The sequence below is a fragment of the Streptomyces sp. NPDC059853 genome (genome assembly GCF_042731495.1).
Classification (GTDB): Bacteria; Actinomycetota; Actinomycetes; order Streptomycetales; family Streptomycetaceae; genus Streptomyces.
The window spans coordinates 1-15,680 of sequence record NZ_JBHWJL010000034.1 but is presented as its reverse complement, the minus strand read 5'-3'; the positions used below and the strand labels follow the sequence as shown (position 1 = coordinate 15,680).

17 protein-coding genes and 1 riboswitch are annotated in these 15,680 nt (G+C 71.3%); of the genes, 9 read left to right on the top strand and 8 right to left on the bottom strand.

Annotation, left to right across the window (positions count from 1 at the left end):
* Nucleotides 1-2: 2 nt before the first annotated feature.
* Complete coding sequence (locus tag ACFV5N_RS06305; protein WP_385594784.1) at nt 3-1,685, top strand: GAF domain-containing protein; 1,683 nt, start codon at nt 3-5, stop codon at nt 1,683-1,685.
* Nucleotides 1,682-2,449 carry an SDR family NAD(P)-dependent oxidoreductase gene (locus ACFV5N_RS06300; RefSeq protein WP_385594781.1) on the top strand — a complete coding sequence of 256 codons (768 nt, stop codon included), beginning with the start codon at nt 1,682-1,684 and terminating at the stop codon, nt 2,447-2,449. The genes ACFV5N_RS06305 and ACFV5N_RS06300 overlap by 4 nt, the downstream gene beginning before the upstream one ends.
* A gap of 44 nt (nt 2,450-2,493) precedes the next feature.
* Here ACFV5N_RS06300 and ACFV5N_RS06295 read toward each other — a convergent pair whose 3' ends face one another.
* The 5 genes from ACFV5N_RS06295 to ACFV5N_RS06275 all read right to left on the bottom strand — a co-directional run bounded on the left by ACFV5N_RS06295 (nt 2,494) and on the right by ACFV5N_RS06275 (nt 7,271).
* Nucleotides 2,494-3,294 (bottom strand): SAM-dependent methyltransferase, encoded by an 801-nt coding sequence (locus ACFV5N_RS06295; RefSeq protein WP_385594779.1) that lies wholly within the window; start codon nt 3,292-3,294, stop codon nt 2,494-2,496.
* Between the two features lie 130 nt (nt 3,295-3,424).
* Nucleotides 3,425-4,147, bottom strand: coding sequence for a hypothetical protein (locus ACFV5N_RS06290; RefSeq protein WP_385594777.1), 723 nt, complete (start codon nt 4,145-4,147; stop codon nt 3,425-3,427).
* Between the two features lie 880 nt (nt 4,148-5,027).
* A complete protein-coding gene (locus ACFV5N_RS06285; RefSeq protein WP_385594774.1) occupies nt 5,028-5,897 on the bottom strand; it encodes a GNAT family N-acetyltransferase in 870 nt (289 codons plus the stop codon).
* Between the two features lie 88 nt (nt 5,898-5,985).
* Nucleotides 5,986-6,150, bottom strand: a complete 165-nt coding sequence (locus tag ACFV5N_RS06280) for a hypothetical protein (RefSeq protein ID WP_385594771.1) — start codon at nt 6,148-6,150, stop codon at nt 5,986-5,988.
* A complete protein-coding gene (locus ACFV5N_RS06275; protein ID WP_385594768.1) occupies nt 6,147-7,271 on the bottom strand; it encodes a radical SAM protein in 1,125 nt (374 codons plus the stop codon). The genes ACFV5N_RS06280 and ACFV5N_RS06275 overlap by 4 nt, the downstream gene beginning before the upstream one ends.
* Before the next feature lie 518 nt (nt 7,272-7,789).
* Here ACFV5N_RS06275 and ACFV5N_RS06270 point away from each other — a divergent pair.
* Both ACFV5N_RS06270 and ACFV5N_RS06265 read left to right on the top strand, forming a co-directional pair.
* Complete coding sequence (locus tag ACFV5N_RS06270) at nt 7,790-8,536, top strand: helix-turn-helix domain-containing protein (RefSeq protein WP_385594765.1); 747 nt, start codon at nt 7,790-7,792, stop codon at nt 8,534-8,536.
* A 2-nt stretch (nt 8,537-8,538) separates the two neighbouring features.
* Nucleotides 8,539-9,009 carry an NUDIX domain-containing protein gene (locus tag ACFV5N_RS06265; protein WP_385594762.1) on the top strand — a complete coding sequence of 157 codons (471 nt, stop codon included), beginning with the start codon at nt 8,539-8,541 and terminating at the stop codon, nt 9,007-9,009.
* Nucleotides 9,010-9,126: 117 nt separating this feature from the next.
* Here the strand turns inward: ACFV5N_RS06265 and thiC are convergent, their stop codons facing one another.
* On the bottom strand, nt 9,127-10,758 hold the full coding sequence (thiC, locus tag ACFV5N_RS06260) for a phosphomethylpyrimidine synthase ThiC (RefSeq protein ID WP_385594759.1): 1,632 nt from the start codon (nt 10,756-10,758) through the stop codon (nt 9,127-9,129).
* A riboswitch (TPP riboswitch) is annotated at nt 10,753-10,865 on the bottom strand. (Overlaps the previous gene by 6 nt.)
* Before the next feature lie 73 nt (nt 10,866-10,938).
* On the opposite strand from thiC, the gene ACFV5N_RS06255 reads away from it, so the two are divergent.
* Nucleotides 10,939-12,195, top strand: coding sequence for a YibE/F family protein (locus ACFV5N_RS06255; protein WP_385594756.1), 1,257 nt, complete (start codon nt 10,939-10,941; stop codon nt 12,193-12,195).
* Here ACFV5N_RS06255 and ACFV5N_RS06250 read toward each other — a convergent pair.
* Together ACFV5N_RS06250 and ACFV5N_RS06245 are read right to left on the bottom strand one after the other, a co-directional pair.
* The gene (locus ACFV5N_RS06250; RefSeq protein WP_019432225.1) at nt 12,161-12,373 is read right to left on the bottom strand and encodes a DUF5326 family protein; all 213 of its coding nucleotides are present in this window, start codon (nt 12,371-12,373) and stop codon (nt 12,161-12,163) included. The genes ACFV5N_RS06255 and ACFV5N_RS06250 overlap by 35 nt on opposite strands.
* Nucleotides 12,374-12,522: 149 nt before the next feature.
* Nucleotides 12,523-12,840, bottom strand: coding sequence for a cupin domain-containing protein (locus tag ACFV5N_RS06245; RefSeq protein ID WP_385594753.1), 318 nt, complete (start codon nt 12,838-12,840; stop codon nt 12,523-12,525).
* A gap of 51 nt (nt 12,841-12,891) precedes the next feature.
* Between ACFV5N_RS06245 and ACFV5N_RS06240 the strand changes: the two genes are divergently transcribed.
* Genes ACFV5N_RS06240 through ACFV5N_RS06225 form a run of 4 tightly spaced genes read left to right on the top strand, consistent with a single transcriptional unit; the run spans nt 12,892 to nt 15,492 of the window.
* Nucleotides 12,892-13,263: a phage holin family protein gene (locus ACFV5N_RS06240; RefSeq protein ID WP_385594750.1), complete on the top strand. Its 372-nt coding sequence runs from the start codon at nt 12,892-12,894 to the stop codon at nt 13,261-13,263.
* A gap of 10 nt (nt 13,264-13,273) precedes the next feature.
* Nucleotides 13,274-13,792: a low molecular weight protein-tyrosine-phosphatase gene (locus ACFV5N_RS06235; protein ID WP_385594747.1), complete on the top strand. Its 519-nt coding sequence runs from the start codon at nt 13,274-13,276 to the stop codon at nt 13,790-13,792.
* Nucleotides 13,789-14,934, top strand: a complete 1,146-nt coding sequence (locus tag ACFV5N_RS06230; RefSeq protein WP_385594744.1) for a cystathionine gamma-lyase — start codon at nt 13,789-13,791, stop codon at nt 14,932-14,934. The genes ACFV5N_RS06235 and ACFV5N_RS06230 overlap by 4 nt, the downstream gene beginning before the upstream one ends.
* A 48-nt stretch (nt 14,935-14,982) precedes the next feature.
* Nucleotides 14,983-15,492, top strand: a complete 510-nt coding sequence (locus ACFV5N_RS06225; RefSeq protein ID WP_385594741.1) for an NUDIX domain-containing protein — start codon at nt 14,983-14,985, stop codon at nt 15,490-15,492.
* Nucleotides 15,493-15,680 lie beyond the last annotated feature (188 nt).

Below are 15,680 nucleotides of genomic sequence, written 5' to 3'. Positions count from 1 at the left end.
CTATGACACAGCAGGCCCCGGCCGGGCCACCACCTCCGCTCAGCCCCGAGCTGGCCCGCCGGATGCCCCGGCTGCTCGACGCCATGAGTTCTCTCGGCGGCGGCACCGAGCTGCCCACCCTGCTGGACCGGATCGTCACCACCGCCGCCGACCTGGCCGGCGCCGGCTACGCCGCGCTCGCCGTGCTGACGGACGACGGCGAACGCATCGGCGAGTTCGCCGCGCACGGCACCGACCCGGGCGGCCTCGGCCGCGCCCCGCTCCTCGCCGAACTCCTGGAGCACGGCGGACGCCCCCACCCCACCCGGGAACCCGGCGTCCTCGCCTCCCCCATCCGGGTGCACGGCGCCGGCTTCGGCGGCCTGTACCTGGCCGGCCCGCCCGAGGGGCGGCCGTTCACCGACGAGGACCGCCGCATGCTGGAGATCCTCGCCACCGAGGCGGGCATCGCCATCGGCAACGCCCGGCTGTACGAGGCGGTACGCCAGCAGGCCCGCTGGATGGACGGCAGCGTCGAACTCTCCGCCTCCCTGCTGGCCGAGGACGTCGACAACGCGCTCGCCGTCGTCGCCGAACAGGCCAGACGGCTCGCCGACGCGGACGCGGGCCTGGTCCTCGTCCCCACCGGCGACGCCGACAACCTGGAGGTCGTCGCCGCCAGCATCACCCCCGGCGGCCCGCCCCTGATCGGCACCGCCCTGCCCGCCGACGCCGACACCGTCCACCAGCTGCTGTCCGGCGAACCCGTCTTCATCGAGGACACCGCCACCGACCCCCGGCTCACCGCCCGCCGCTTCGCCGAGCACTTCGGCCCCTGCATGCTGCTCCCGCTCACCAGCGGCGACCGGACCCTCGGCGCCCTCGGCCTGCCCCGGGCCCCGGGCGGCGACCCGTACTCCGTGCCGGAACGGGCCATGGCCACCCAGTTCGCCCAGCAGGCCGCGCTCGCCCTGGTGCTCGCCCAGGCCCGCGCCGACCGGGAATCCCTCGCGGTGTACGAGGACCGCGACCGGATCGGACGCGATCTGCACGATCTCGTCATCCAGCGGCTGTTCGCGGTCGGCATGCTGCTGGAGGGCGCCCGCCGGGCGCTGCCGGAAACGGACGGCCCCGGCCCGGACGGCGACGCCAACGGGAACGAGGGACACGGCAACGGCGTCGCCGACCGGATCGGCAAAGCCGTCACCGAACTCGACGCGACCATCCAGGAGATCCGCACGACCGTCTTCGCCCTCCAGCAGCAGCCGGACGAGGCCCGGCCCGGGCTGCGCACCCGCGTCCTGCGCGAGACCGGCACCGCCGCCCAGAGCCTCGGCTTCGCCCCCTCGGTCTCCTTCACCGGCCCGGTGGACACCCAGGTGGGGGAGGGCGTGGCCCGCAATCTCGTGGCCGCCCTGCGCGAGGCCCTGTCCAACGCGGCCCGGCACGCCCGGGCCGGACGGGTGGAGGTGACGGTGGACGCCACCGCCGCGCTGCCGGACGGGCGGGACGGGGTGCGGCTGACGGTCGCGGACGACGGGATCGGCCTGCCGGAGGAGGGCGCGGGCCGCTACAGCGGGCTGCGCAACCTCGCCGACCGGGCCGCCGAGCTGGGCGGCTTCAGCGAACTCGGCCCCGGGCTGGGCGGTTCCGGCCTGCGCCTGACCTGGCACGTGCCCCTGGGAGCCGATAGCGTCCGCCCATGACATCAGGCACACGGACGGTGGTCATCAGCGGTGGCGGCACCGGGATCGGCCTCGCGACGGCCGACGCCTTCGCGCGCGGGGGAGACACCCCGGTACTGATCGGGCGGCGCGCGGACGTCCTGGAGCGGGCGGCGGACCGCATCGGCGGCGGCGCCGTGGCCGTACCCGCCGATCTGACGGACCCGGCGCAGGTGGCCCGGGCGGCGGCGGAGATCGGGGAGCGCTTCGGCACGGTGGACGTGCTGATCAACAACGCCGGCGGCCTCGCCGCCACCGGGGAGCCCACGGGAGCGGAACCGGCGGACCGGCTGGCGGCGGTGGCCGCCGAGTGGGAGACGGCGTTCCGACTCAACACGCTGAGCGCCGTGCTGCTGACCGAGGCCCTGCGGGACCGGCTGGCCTCCCCCGGCGGCCGGGTGCTGTTCGTGTCCTCCATCGCCGCCTACCGGGGCTCGGGGCGCGGCTCCTACGGCTCGGGCAAGGCGGCACTGCACCCGCACGCCTTCGACCTGGCGCGGCAGCTCGGCCCGCGCGGCATCACGGTGAACGTGGTGGCGCCGGGGCTCATCGCCGACACCGAGTTCTTCGGACCGGACGGCATGCCGCAGGAGCGGCTGCGGGCCCGGGTGGCGGAGACCATGAACGGCCGGGCCGGCGAGCCGGGCGACGTGGCCCAGACCCTGCACTGGCTGGCCTCCCACGCGGCCGGCCACATCACCGCCCAGACCATCCAGGTGAACGGCGGCGCGGAGCGGGGCCGTTGAGGCCGGTCACGCCGGTGACGCGGTGAGGCCCGTGGCGCGCGGGGCTACGGCTTGACGGCGAGGCCGGCCACGATGAGCTGCTGCCAGACGGTGAGTTCGGACCGGTGCTCCAGCCGGGGCCGCCACTCGGCGGCCGGCAGGATCCCGGGCTCCAGGATGTCGAGCCCGTCGAACAGCGCGGCTATCTCCTCGTCGGTGCGCCAGCGGCCCCGGCCGAGCGAGCCCTGGAGCAGCTCCTCCAGCTTCGCGGACTCCTGGTCCCGGCGGCTGCGGAAGTGGCTGATGAAGAAGTAGCTGCCGGAGGGCACGGCCTCACGCCAGTAGCGCATCACCCCGTAGGGATCCTCGTCGTCGTTGAGGTGGTGGAGCACGGCGGAGAGGATGACGCCGACGGGCCGGCCGAAGTCGATGAACCGCAGGAGTTCCGGGTTCTCCTTTATGGCACGCGGGTCGCGGATGTCGGCCTGGAGCACGGTGGTCTGCGCGTTCTCGGCGAGCAGCGCGCGGCCGTGCGCGAGCACGATGGGGTCGTTGTCGATGTAGACCACGCGCGCCTGGGAGGTGTGCCGCTCGGCGATCTGGTGCACATTGTCGGCGGTGGGCAGCCCGCTGCCGAAATCGATGAACTGCCGGATCCCGGTGTGGGCGGCGATGTCCCCGACGGCGCGCACCAGTGCCTGCCGGTTGTCGATGGCGATCTGCACCGCGCCGGGGAGTTTGACGATGAACTCGTCGCCGAATTCCCGGTCGACGGCGTAATGGTCCTTGCCGCCGATGAGATAGTCATAGGTCCGCGCGATGCTGGGCCTGCTCAGATCGATCCCCGGGATGGCTTCGTCGCTCATCTCAGTTTCCCTCCGCGGACGGCGTGGTGAACGGCCGTCAGCTTAACTCCGGGCAGGAGTAGCCGGGAGGGGCCGTGAGGCCGTCCGGCGCCCGGCGCCGGCGAGGGCCGGGGAGGTGTCCCTCACCGGGTCAACGGGTGGCGCGCGGCTGCGGAATGGCGTGCCGGGGCGGGTTGATCAGGGTGATCTGCCGTACCAGCTGGTGGAAGGCGACCAGTGCGGAGATCGGCGGCAGGCCGGCCACGGCCAGATCGGTGACGGTCTTGGGGGCCTGCTCCACGCAGAGGTAGACGGCGAGGCCGGAGAAGAAGATCACCACGGCCCAGGAGTGGGCGGCCCGGCGCTGGTGGAGGGCGGCGCGCACGATGGAGAGCGAGGCGACCAGCCAGGGACCGTAGATCAGCACCGGCCACCAGCCGGTGAGCCCGCCGGCGGCGCTCGGGGAGACCATGTCGCGCAGCGGCTGGTAGGAGATGACGCCGCCCAGCACGCTGAGCATGGCCGCGATGAGGGTGAGCGCGGCGGCGATCAGCAGGCTGCCCCAGCGCAGCCACTGCACGGGACCCGGCCTGCGGGGCAGGGTGATGCGCCGCCGGGGCCGCCGGTGCCGGGCGCTGGGGTCGGACGGGTCGGGCGCGGGCGCCGCGTGCGCCGGGCCGGGGTGCGGCGGGCCGGGATGCGGCGGCGGCTGGTGGCCGGCCTGCGGGGCGGCGGTCTGGAGGAGCTGGGCGAGATCGCCGTCGAATTGCCAGTTCCCGTCCCGGTTCCGGAGCAGTTGCTGGGTGTCGTCCGCCTCGTAAAGAACCGACCCATAAGGGGATTCCGGAAAAGGTGAGGGATTCTGTGCGCTCATACTCCGCCAACGACATCCGGGTGACCTCGATGCGTGGCATTGGAGTGAATGTCCAGTTTATTTATTAATGAAACGATCAATGCGGGCCGCCGACCTGGGACATCTCCCATCACGCGTCCCACTCAGGAGTGACAGAGGGCCCGTTCGTGGTAAGCCGGAGCAAACTCCCGCTTACCGTACAAACATGAAGGAGCAGCAACGCCGCCCACGGGCACCGCACCGCGACGCCATCGACATCAGCGATTTCGTCTACGCGGCGACCGGCACCCGCATCCTTCAAGGCCTGGATCGTCAGTGTGGTCACCAGCGTCCAGCGCGAAGGCTCCTACCACCTCCCCACCCCCGAGGCCCAGCCCGCACTTCCCGACGCACCCGAGGCCCACGGCACGCCCGGCACGCCCGCCGCGGCACGGGCAGGGCTCGGGGCCGGATCGGCAGGGGCCGGAGTGGTGACAGGCTTGTCTTCCTCAGCCGGAACGACCGGCGCGGGAACGGGTCGGGGTTCCGGTCTTGGATCCGTGACGACGTGAACGGGCGCGGGGTGCGGATGGTGTGGAAGTCCCGGAGCAGCTGGGAGCCGACGGCTCCCCAACCGAGGAGGAGCCACGGCGTCCACGGCGGCACGGCCGTAGTGGCCGGCCAAGGGCTCGGCGACGTTGAGGGCCAGGGTCAGCAGGCCGGAGCAGTACATCAGCGGGGTGGCGGCCTTCATCTGCTCCGGCGGGACACCGCGCAGAGACCCGTCTCCCGGCACGAAGACCGCCCCGGTACCGTCGGCACCGGGGTCCTGATCAGGGCTTCCGCGACCGGACCATCCCGGATCCTGTCCAGGCCGAGGGGTGGTCCGGTTCTTCGTTGTCGTAGGTCAGGCCGCAAGCCACTACGCCCGTGTGGTGTGGCTGAAGCCGAGGGAGGTCAGCCCCTCGGACTGACACAGCCTGTCGGAGGGGCCGCCGACCTCGGTCTGTAGCAGTTGATAAGCGGCACCATGGGACTGACCCCAGTGCATCGCGGCCCGCCACAGAACGCGCCCGAGGCCCTGCCCCCGGGCCTCGGGCAGGACGGCGAAATACTGGGGCATGAGCTGCGGGCAGCCGATCGCGTCGGGGCGTACCTCCATCGGGCCGATCGCGCCGACGATGCGACCGTCCACGGCGGCAGCGAGGACCGGGCCGCACCGCCCGGCCCGCATCTGCCCGTGAAGGAAGGCCAGGCCATCGGCGGCCACGGCCAAGGCGAACGGGGCGAAGGTCTGTTGCACAGTGGCCGGCCAGTCGGTGACGCGCCGGACCGGGCCGCCGGGGTGGGGGCAGGGGCGCGCGGTGAAGTCCTGAAGCTGGATGCGGGTGCCACGCGGGAAGGCGGTTTCGGGACCGAGCGGGCACACGACCCTCGCGTTGACCATGCCATGCACGACGGCGAGCTTCGCGGACAGCTCGGCCGCTTCATCCACGACGCTGTCACGATGCCCGTAGGCGAAGACCTTGACGGTGCCACGTCCGCGACGGGTCAACGTGGGGATGAGAGTGTGATCGGACTGGTGGACCACGTCGCCACGAAGAACCGTCTCGTCCTTCTCGCTGCTCCAACGCCGATCCTTGTCGTAGTGCAGGAAGGAACGGTCAGCGACGGCCGCCCGCAGCGTGTCCTCGAAGAGATCCACGGTGAGGACGTGGGGGTGGACGGGGCCGAGAGTCGGCACGATCGGCGCGGTCAATACGGGCCGGAGCCAGTCCCAGCGGAAGAACATGAGCGGCACCTCAATGGTCGGTCGGCCAGGGCTCAGGCCCCGACGCGAAGACGCCAGGGCCTGAACGGTACCGACCGGACTCGGTCGGTCAGTGGGGGTTGTCGTCACCGGCGTCGCAGGAGCACTCCGCGCTCTCCACGACCGCGTCCAGGTCCGGGACGGCGGTAACCGCCGAAGCGGCGACGGGCGGGGCCGCGCGGCGCGCCGAGGCCGGCGGGCTGGAAAGGATGGTGACCGGTACGGGCGGGGTCATGGTCCATTCTCCTTGTCTCCATGCTGGCAGTAGCTGTGCAGCGCCGCCTTCGCCTCCTGGTAATGCTTGGCCAGGGGGCGACAGACCCGGCAGGTGCCGGACAAGGCGCAGCCTTCACACCCCCCGGTGCGAAGCATGAGGCGGTCGGCGATGGCGCCGAGCCGGGTAAGGCCGTCGACGCCTTCGGCCATGAGGTCGATCTGGTCGTCGCGGCCGACCTTGCAGATCGAGACCTTGGCATGCGGGTCGGCGTGGAAGAAGGTGTGCCCCGCATTGCAGCCGGCGAACGGCTTCCGCTGCCGCAGGTGGGCAGCGGACTGGGCGAGCAGAGGCTCTCCACCGCCGTAGATCGTGGGCGTCATGTTCGTGTACGCGTGGTTCTCCACGTTCCACTCGTCGGCGAGGGCGGCCATCTCGCCGGCCTCAGAGGCGTTGTCCTCGGTCACCACGACGTTGATGCGCAGTGGCAACCTCGCCTCGCGTGCGGCGTCGATGCCGCGCCGGAACGCCTTCCAGGCCCCGCGGCGCTGGGTGAGCGTGTCGAATGACTCCTCGCTCGCCCCGTACATGCTGACCACCAGGCGGTACGGCGGTGAGTCCCGGAAGAGCTTGAGGAGGTCCGGCCGCCAGAGCAGCGAGCCGTTCGTGGAGATGGTGAGCATCATCCCGGCCTGCCAGGCGTACCGGTAGGCGCCCTGGAAGTCCGGGTCCATGGTGGGCTCGCCGCCAGTGATCTGGAGCCAGAGGACGCCGGCCTCGCGCATGATGTCCAGCAGCCGCACCTTGTCCTCCCACGCGAGCCCGGAGAAGGGGCGCTCGCCGAGGTAGCAGTGCTTGCAGCCGAAGTTGCAGCCGAGGTTGATCTCCCAGGAAGCCCGACAGTAGCCGTACGGAGACGGCTCGCGCACCAGCACCGTGCCCCGCGCGGGCCGGCCGCTCAGGTCGATGCCCCACACGTCGGACGCGGTCCGCACCGCCCAGGCGGGCAAAGCCTCACCGTCAGCAGCGGCCTGCCGCAGGCCCTCGTAGTGGTCGGCGGGGATGCGAGCCCCAGCCCTGGCACCGGGCTTGAGGAGCAGGTGCCCGTCAAGGAACGGGGAGGCGATCAGAGCGTGGGCCATCAGTGGTAGTCCTTCCGGATCGAGAAGCGCGACGGCACGCGCACGCCCCGGCGGTGGGCGACGCGGCAGTAGATCTCGCCGAGCCCGTTGCAGGTGCCGCAGCTTTTGCCGGAGGAGTTGGCACCGCTGCCACCGCAGTCCCCGCAGCTCTCGTTGCGAGGACGGAGAGGGCACCGAGCCGGGGTGGGTGGTGCAGTTGCCACGCGGGGAACCTCCGTGCAGAAGAAGGGTCAGGACAGGGCCACGCGGGCGAGTCCGTCCGGCGTCCCACTCGATTGCCACCGTTCATCGGTCGCATCTGAACGCGGCCACCGATCTCGCCCCTGACGAGGCCGATGCGTCCGGTCTTCTGGTCCTTGACCAGTTCGCCTACTGCGGGTCTGGCCTGCTGAGCTCGCCATGGGCACGAGCATGCTGCCGTTGATGAGGACGTCGGAACCTCCACCAGACCCCACTTCAGGACGTCCCGCGGCGGGTAGGACGTCCCTAGTGCCATCCCAACGATCGGGGGGAGACTCATGCCGAACGAGCGGCTTCGTGCCGTCATGGCGGACGGAGGCTGGACGTACGCCACCCTCGCGCAAAAGGTCGACGTAGACCCCAAATCCGTTGAGCGATGGGTCAATCTCGGGCGTACGCCACGCCGTGTCACAGCCATGCGGGCGGCAGAGACCCTGGGAGAAGACGTGCACGCACTCTGGCCGACACTCCGGCAGCCGCGCGCGGCGCGAGCAATCAGCCCGGAGCTCGTGGCGCTCTACGACCAGCGGGCGGACATGCCCGTGTCCGCCTTCGTGGACATGCTGACGCGGGCCCGCGAGCGCATCGACGTGTTGGTGTACGCCGCCGTCTTCTTGCACGAGGCGTATCCCCGGCTCAACGAGCTCTTGCGAGAGCGAGCCGCAGACGGCTGCGCGATCCGGATCGCGGTGGGCGACGCCGAGAGCGAGAACGTTCGGGCGCGCGGCCAGGAGGAGAGGTTCGGGCACGGCATCGAGTCCCGTTGCCAACTGGCGCTCATGCACTACCGGCCCCTGATCGGTGTGCCCGGAATCGACATCCGGACGCACGGCACGACGCTCTACAACTCGCTCTACCGTGCCGATGATCAGGTGCTGGTCAATGCCCATGCCTGGGGCGTCAATGCGTACGGGGCCCCGGTGTGGCATCTTCGGCGAAGCGGGGAAGGCGGCATGTTCGACACCTACGCCGAGAGCTTCAACGCGGTGTGGTCCACGGCGACGCCCGTACGGCACGAGGGGTGACCATGGCACGGACCGAGTACTACGACGACCCGAACGCGCCCAAGCCGAACAGCATGGTTGTCGCGGCTTCGGCCGTCGTCACCGACGAGCAGGGGCGCATCCTGCTCCAGCGTCGACGCGACAACGACCTGTGGGCCCTCCCCGGTGGGGGCATGGATCTCACCGACTCCCTTCCCGGCACGGCCGTCCGCGAGGTCAAGGAAGAGACCGGCTTGGACGTGGAGGTCACGGGACTCGTCGGCACGTACACCGACCCGAGGCACATCATCGCCTACACGGATGGCGAGGTGCGCCGGCAGTTCAACGTCTGCTTCACCGCGCGGATCGTCGGCGGAGAACTGGCGATCTCCGTCGAGTCGACGGAGCTGCGGTTCGTTCCTCCCGACGAGCTGGACGAACTTCCCATGCACCACACGCAGCGGCTCAGGCTCCGCCACTTCATGGAGCACCGCGAGCAGCCCTATCTCGGCTGACCCCATCTGCATGTCTTGGTGAACGCTCCGACGTCAACAGATCAGTCCGCAGAGCGACGAGGGCTGACCGACGACTCGCCCGGAATGCCGTCGGTCAGACTCGTTTACGCAGGTCAGTCAGTCAGCCAGCGGAAGGTAGACCCGGTTGCCGGAAGCCGCGAACTCCTTCGACTTCTCCAGCATCCCGGCCTTGATCTCCTCCGGGGTCGCGTCCGCGTCGCCGCCGAACCGCTCTGTGATGCTTCTGCTGATCTTCATCGAGCAGAACTTCGGCCCGCACATCGAGCAGAAGTGCGCCGTCTTCGCCGGTTCGGCCGGCAGCGTCTCGTCGTGGAAGGCCCGCGCCGTGTCCGGGTCGAGCGACAGGTTGAACTGGTCCTCCCAGCGGAAGTCGAACCGCGCCTCGGACAGCGCGTCGTCCCACCGCTGGGCCCCCGGGTGGCCCTTCGCCAGATCCGCCGCGTGCGCCGCGATCCGGTAGGTGATCACGCCCGTCTTGACGTCGTCGCGGTTCGGCAGCCCCAGATGCTCCTTGGGCGTCACGTAGCAGAGCATCGCCGTGCCCCACCACCCGATCATGGCCGCGCCGATCGCCGAGGTGATGTGGTCGTACCCGGGCGCGATGTCCGTGGTCAGCGGCCCGAGCGTGTAGAACGGCGCCTCCTCGCAGATCTCCTGCTGGAGGTCCACGTTCTCCTTGATCTTGTGCATCGGGACATGGCCCGGGCCCTCGATCATCGTCTGCACGTCGTGCGCCTTGGCGATCCGGTTCAGCTCACCCAGCGTCCGCAGCTCGGCGAACTGCGCCTCGTCGTTCGCGTCCGCGATCGACCCGGGCCGCAGCCCGTCCCCCAGCGAGAACGTGATGTCGTACTCCCGCAGGATGGCGCACAGTTCCTCGAAGTGCGTGTACAGGAAGCTCTCCTCGTGGTGCGCCAGGCACCACGCCGCCATGATCGAGCCGCCGCGCGAGACGATCCCCGTGGTCCGCCCGGCCGTCAGCGGGACGTACCGCAGCAACACCCCGGCGTGCACGGTCATGTAGTCCACGCCCTGCTCGGCCTGTTCGATCACCGTGTCGCGGAAGATCTCCCAGCTCAGCTCCTCCGCCCGGCCGCCGGCCTTCTCCAGCGCCTGGTACAGCGGCACCGTGCCCACCGGCACCGGCGAGTTCCGCAGCACCCACTCCCGCGTCGTGTGGATGTCCTTGCCGGTCGACAGGTCCATGATGGTGTCGGCGCCCCACCGCGTGGCCCAGCGCATCTTCTCCACCTCCTCCTCGATGGAGGAGGTGACGGCAGAGTTGCCGATGTTGGCGTTCACCTTCACCAGGAAGTTCTTGCCGATGATCATCGGCTCGGCCTCCGGGTGGCGGATGTTCGCGGGCAGCACGGCCCGCCCCGCCGCGATCTCGTCGCGCACGAACTCCGGGCTGCGGTCCTCCCGGAGCGCGACGTACTCCATCTCCTCGGTGATCTCCCCGCGCCGGGCGTACGCGAGTTGCGTCAGCCCGTCCCCGGGGCGCCGGCGCGCCGCCCGCTCCGCGAGCCACGGGGCGCGCAGCGGCGGCAGCCCGCGCCGTACGTCGGTGGTCACCTCGGGATCGGTGTACGGCCCGGAGGTGTCGTACAGCGTCACCGCGCGTCCGTCGGTCAGATGCACCCGGCGCACCGGCACCCTCATGTCGGGGCGCGATCCGCTGAGATAGCCCTTGTGCGAGCCGAGCACACGTGTGTCCTGCTTGGTCATGACGACCCAACTCCCTACGCCGGCATTACCCGGTACCAGGTTCGGCGGTCGGCGCAGCCGTTCAGCGCCCTCTCAGCCCCGTGCTCGGAGCTCCCGCGATGTCACTTCAGCACGACCACGCTAACCGGTGCGCGGCCCCGCTGAACAGAGGGCCCGGGATTCTCTTGCGATGATCGGCGGGTGACAGACACCCACCACCACACGCACAGCCACGGCCCGCCGCCGCCCGTCTCGGCGCATCTGCGCCGGGTCATAGCGGCCGTTCTGATCCCGTTCGCCGCCGCGGTGGCCGCCGGACTGCTGCTGTTGTGGCCCGGCGGCGCGCCCACCGCGGGCGACGAGCACACCGGCGTCGGCTTCGACCAGCAGTTCGAGGAGGCGAAGGTCACCGCGGTCGAGGAGATGAACTGCGCCGACATCGGCGTCCAGGTGCCGCGCGGCGTGGACGACACCTGCGAGCAGGCGACCGTCGAGGTCACCAGCGGCCCGCACGCGGGCCGCACCTTCCACGAGGTGGTACCGCCGGACGCCACCCAGAAGTTCCACACCGGGCAGAAGGTCATCGTGGCGTACGCGCCCAACGCCCCCGAGGAACTCCAGTACAGCGTCACCGACGTGGACCGTAAGTTCCCGATCCTCCTGCTGGCCGCCGTCTTCGCCCTGGCCGTCGTCCTGGTGGGCCGGCTGCGCGGACTGCTCGCGCTCATCGGCCTGGTGGTCAGCTTCGCGGTGCTGACGCTGTTCATCCTGCCCGCCATCCTGCACGGCTCCCACCCGCTGCTGGTGGCGGTGATCGGCGGCAGCGCCATCATGCTGGTGACGCTGTACCTGTGTCACGGCGTCAACGCCCGCACCTCGGTCGCCGTGCTCGGCACCCTCATCTCGCTCGTCCTCATCGGGGTGCTGGGCTCGCTCTTCACCGCCTGGGCGCATCTGTCCGGCAACACCGACGACCAGACCGGCCTCATCCACAGCCTCTACCCCGGCATCGAGATCCGCGGGGTCCTGCTGGCCGGCATCCTCATCGGCTCGCTCGGCGTCCTCGACGACGTCACCGTCACCCAGACCTCGGCCGTCTGGGAGCTGAAGGCCGCCGAGCCGGACGCCGGGTGGCTCAAGCTCTACCGGGCCGGCATGCGCATCGGCCGCGACCACATCGCCTCCGTGGTCAACACCCTCGTCCTGGCCTACGCGGGGGCCGCGCTGCCCCTGCTGCTCCTGTTCACCGTGGCCCAGGCCTCGGTGGACACCGTCGCCTTCAGCGAGCTGGTGTCGGAGGAGATCGTCCGCACCCTGGTGGGCTCGATCGGCCTGGTCGCCTCGGTCCCGGTCACCACCGTGCTCGCGGCGCTGGTCGTCAGCGCCGACCGGCCCTCCGGGAACGGGCCGGGCGGAGCCGGCGCTACCAACCGCCGCCGGAGGAGGAGGAAGCGGTGAACTTCCGCACCAGGAAGATCAGCAGCGCGATCAGCGCGGCGCACACCAGAATCTTGAACATCAGACTCATCACCCAGGTGAGCACGGAAGTGATCAGCCCGCCGAAGACCACCAGCACGATGGCGGGAATGGCGACCCAGCGCACCCACCACGGCAGTGACCTGAACAGTTCTCTCATGACGCACGGCTCCTCAATCCGCTGTCCGACATCCCCCTGGCACCGTGGTTCCGATGCTAAGCGGGCCCGGGGGCGGGCGGGAGGGCCCGAGTCCCCGGTCCTCCCCTGACCGTCCCCTGACAGGACCCTGATGCCCCAGCCCCCGCTTCTCAGCCCTCGGGCGGAGAAAAGATCACCATCACCCGCAGATCCTCCGTGATGTGGTGGAACCTGCACAGGGTGTGCGCCGGTACGTACACGATGCTGCCGCGCGCCACCCGGGTGGTCTCCGTACCCACCGTCACCTCGGCATGACCGCTGGCCACGAAGTACAGCACGTCCTGCCGCTGCGGCTGCTGCGTGTCGGCATCACCGACATTGAGCGCGTACAGCCCGGCCGACATATGACGCTCCCGGAGAAACCGCAGGTAGGCACCGTTGTGCGCCATCCGCTCGGCCTCCAGCTGATCCAGCCGAAACTGCTTCATCGCCTCGCACCCCTTGCCCGGCCCATGGTCCGGTCTGCAACGATCTCTAGCATGAAGAGCATCCTGTTCAAGTTCATCGCCAATGCCGTAGCACTGCTGGCGGCCGTCTGGCTGGTCAGTGGCATCACCCTCGGTGACGACGACGCCGGCACCGGCGGCAAGACCCTCACCCTGATCCTCGTCGCGCTGATCTTCGGCCTGGTCAACCTCATCGTCAAGCCGATCGTGAAGTTCCTGGCCTTCCCGCTGCTGATCCTCACGCTGGGCCTGTTCGCCCTGGTGATCAACGCGCTGATGCTGATGCTGACCGGCTGGATCGCCGGCGACTCCTTCGAGGTCAACGGGTTCGGCTCGGCCGTGCTCGGCGGTCTGATCATCGCCATCGTCTCCTGGGCCGTCAATCTGGTCCTCGACCGGGACTGAGGAACCGGCCATGACCCCCCGCGCGTACCGCGTCTGCTTCGTCTGCACGGGCAACATCTGCCGCTCGCCGATGGCCGAGATCATCTGCCGGGAGCTGCTGCCCGCGTACGGGCTCGGCGACGGGCTCGTCACCGTCTCCAGCGCCGGGACGGACAGCTGGCACGAGGGCGAGGGCGCCGACCCCCGCACGGTGCGCGAGCTGGCCGCCGCCGGCTACCGGGGCGGGGAGCGGCATGTCGCGCGGGGCTTCACCGCCGGCGACTTTCCCGCACACGACCTGATCGTCGCGCTGGACCGGGGGCATCTCTCGGCGCTGCGCCGGCTGGCGCCCACCCCCGCCCACGCGGCGAGGACACGGCTGCTGTGCCCCGACGGGACGGACGTCCCGGATCCTTACTACGGCGGCCCGGCCGGTTTCACCGCCTGCCGGGAGCTGATCGAAGCCGCCCTGCCCCGCCTGCTGACCGAGGTCGGCACGGCGATCGGCACCGCCGCCGGCACCGCACACGGAAAGCAGCACCTCGCATGAGCCACCTCCCGCTCCCCACCGGGCCGGGCGACGGAACCCGCGCCGTCCACGCCGGGCTCCCCGCCCCGAGCCCCGGGCAGCCCGCGCTGCCGGGACCGGTCTTCGCCGCCCACTACCACCTCCCCGGCGACCCGGCCGAGGCCACCTACGGCTACGGCCGCAACGCCAACCCCACCTGGACGGCGCTGGAAACCGCCCTGGCCGGCCTCGAATCCCCCGGCCGCGCGGCCCACGCCGTCGTCTTCGCCTCCGGCATGGCCGCCACCTCCGCCGTGCTGTTCACCCAGCTGAGCGCGGGCGACACCGCCGTCCTGCCCACCGACGGCTACCACGGCACCTCCGGACTCATCCCGCGCCTGGAAGCGTTCGGCGTCCGCGTCACCACCGTGCCCACCGGCGGACCGCAGCAGTACGCGGCGCTGGACGGGGCCCGGCTGATGTGGACCGAGTCCCCCTCCAACCCCGGCCTGGACGTGTGCGATCTGGCCGCCCTCGCGGATGCCGCGCACGCCCGCGGCGCGCTGCTCGCCGTCGACAACACCCTCGCCACCCCGCTCGGCCAGCGCCCCCTCGACCTGGGCGCCGACTTCTCCATGGCCAGCGGTACCAAGGGCCTCAGCGGCCACGGCGATCTGCTGCTCGGCTACGTCGTCACCCGCGACGCCGCGGCGGCCGAGGCGCTGCGCGGCTGGCGTGCGGCCATCGGCGCCATCCCCGGCCCCATGGAGACCTGGCTGGCCCACCGCTCCCTGGCCACCCTCCAGTTGCGGGTCGACCGGCAGGCGAGCAACGCGCTCGCCGTCGCCACCGCGCTGCGGGAGCGGCCCGAGGTCAGCGGGCTGCGCCACCCCGGGCTGCCGGACGACCCCGCGCACGCTCTCGCCGCCCGCCAGATGCGCCGGTTCGGCTGCGTGGTCTCCTTCACCCTCCCGGACCGCGACACCGCCGAACGCTTCCTGGCCGCGCTGCGCATCGTCGACAACGCCACCAGCTTCGGCGGCGTGCGCTCCACCGCCGAACGCCGCGCCCGGTGGGGCGGCGACGACGTTCCCGAAGGCTTCATCCGGCTGTCGGTGGGGGTGGAGGACGCCGCCGACCTCATCGCCGATCTGACCGGCGCCCTCGACGCGGCGGCCGGCTGACGCACCGCCCGGGCCCCCGGCGAGGTTTCGTACCGGACGGTACGGGCGATGGGTACCCGCATGACCGACGCACCACCGGTGGTCAAGCGCACCGCCCGTGCTGTCCTGCTGGCCGGGGACGACACCGAACTGATCGTCATCAAGCGCACCAAGCCGGGCCGGCCGCCGTACTGGATCACTCCGGGCGGCGGCGTCGAGCCGGGCGACGCCACGGTGCTGGACGCCCTGCACCGCGAGGTGTCCGAGGAACTGGGCGCCCGGATCACCGGCGCGGTGCCGGCGTTCGTCGACACGGTGCCGCATGTGCCGGAGCCGGGGGAGCGGACCGGCCTTGGGCTCAAGGTGCAGCACTTCTTCGTGTGCCGGCTGGCGTCCATGGACCCGGCGCTGCGGCACGGGCCCGAGGTGACCGAGCCGCGCGGGGAGTACGAGATCGTCCGGCTGCCGTTCACCCCGGAGGGGCTCGGCGCGGTCGATCTCGTCCCGGCCACCCTGCGCGGGTACCTGGTCCGCAACATCGCCGGGGTCCGGGCCCTGCTCGCCCCCGACCTCGGCTGACCGCGCCGCCTACCCGAACCAGCCCGCGCCGTGCGAGTGTTCCCGGCCGGCGTCCGGGGGCGGCTCGTGCGGTCCGCGGCGCTCGGCCTCGGCCAGGGCGCGCTCGGCCTGTTCCTGCCAGTCGTGGGCCCGGGGCGGCGGCACGGGCACGGACGGCGGCGGCAGCGGCAGCCCGGGCCCGGCCACCG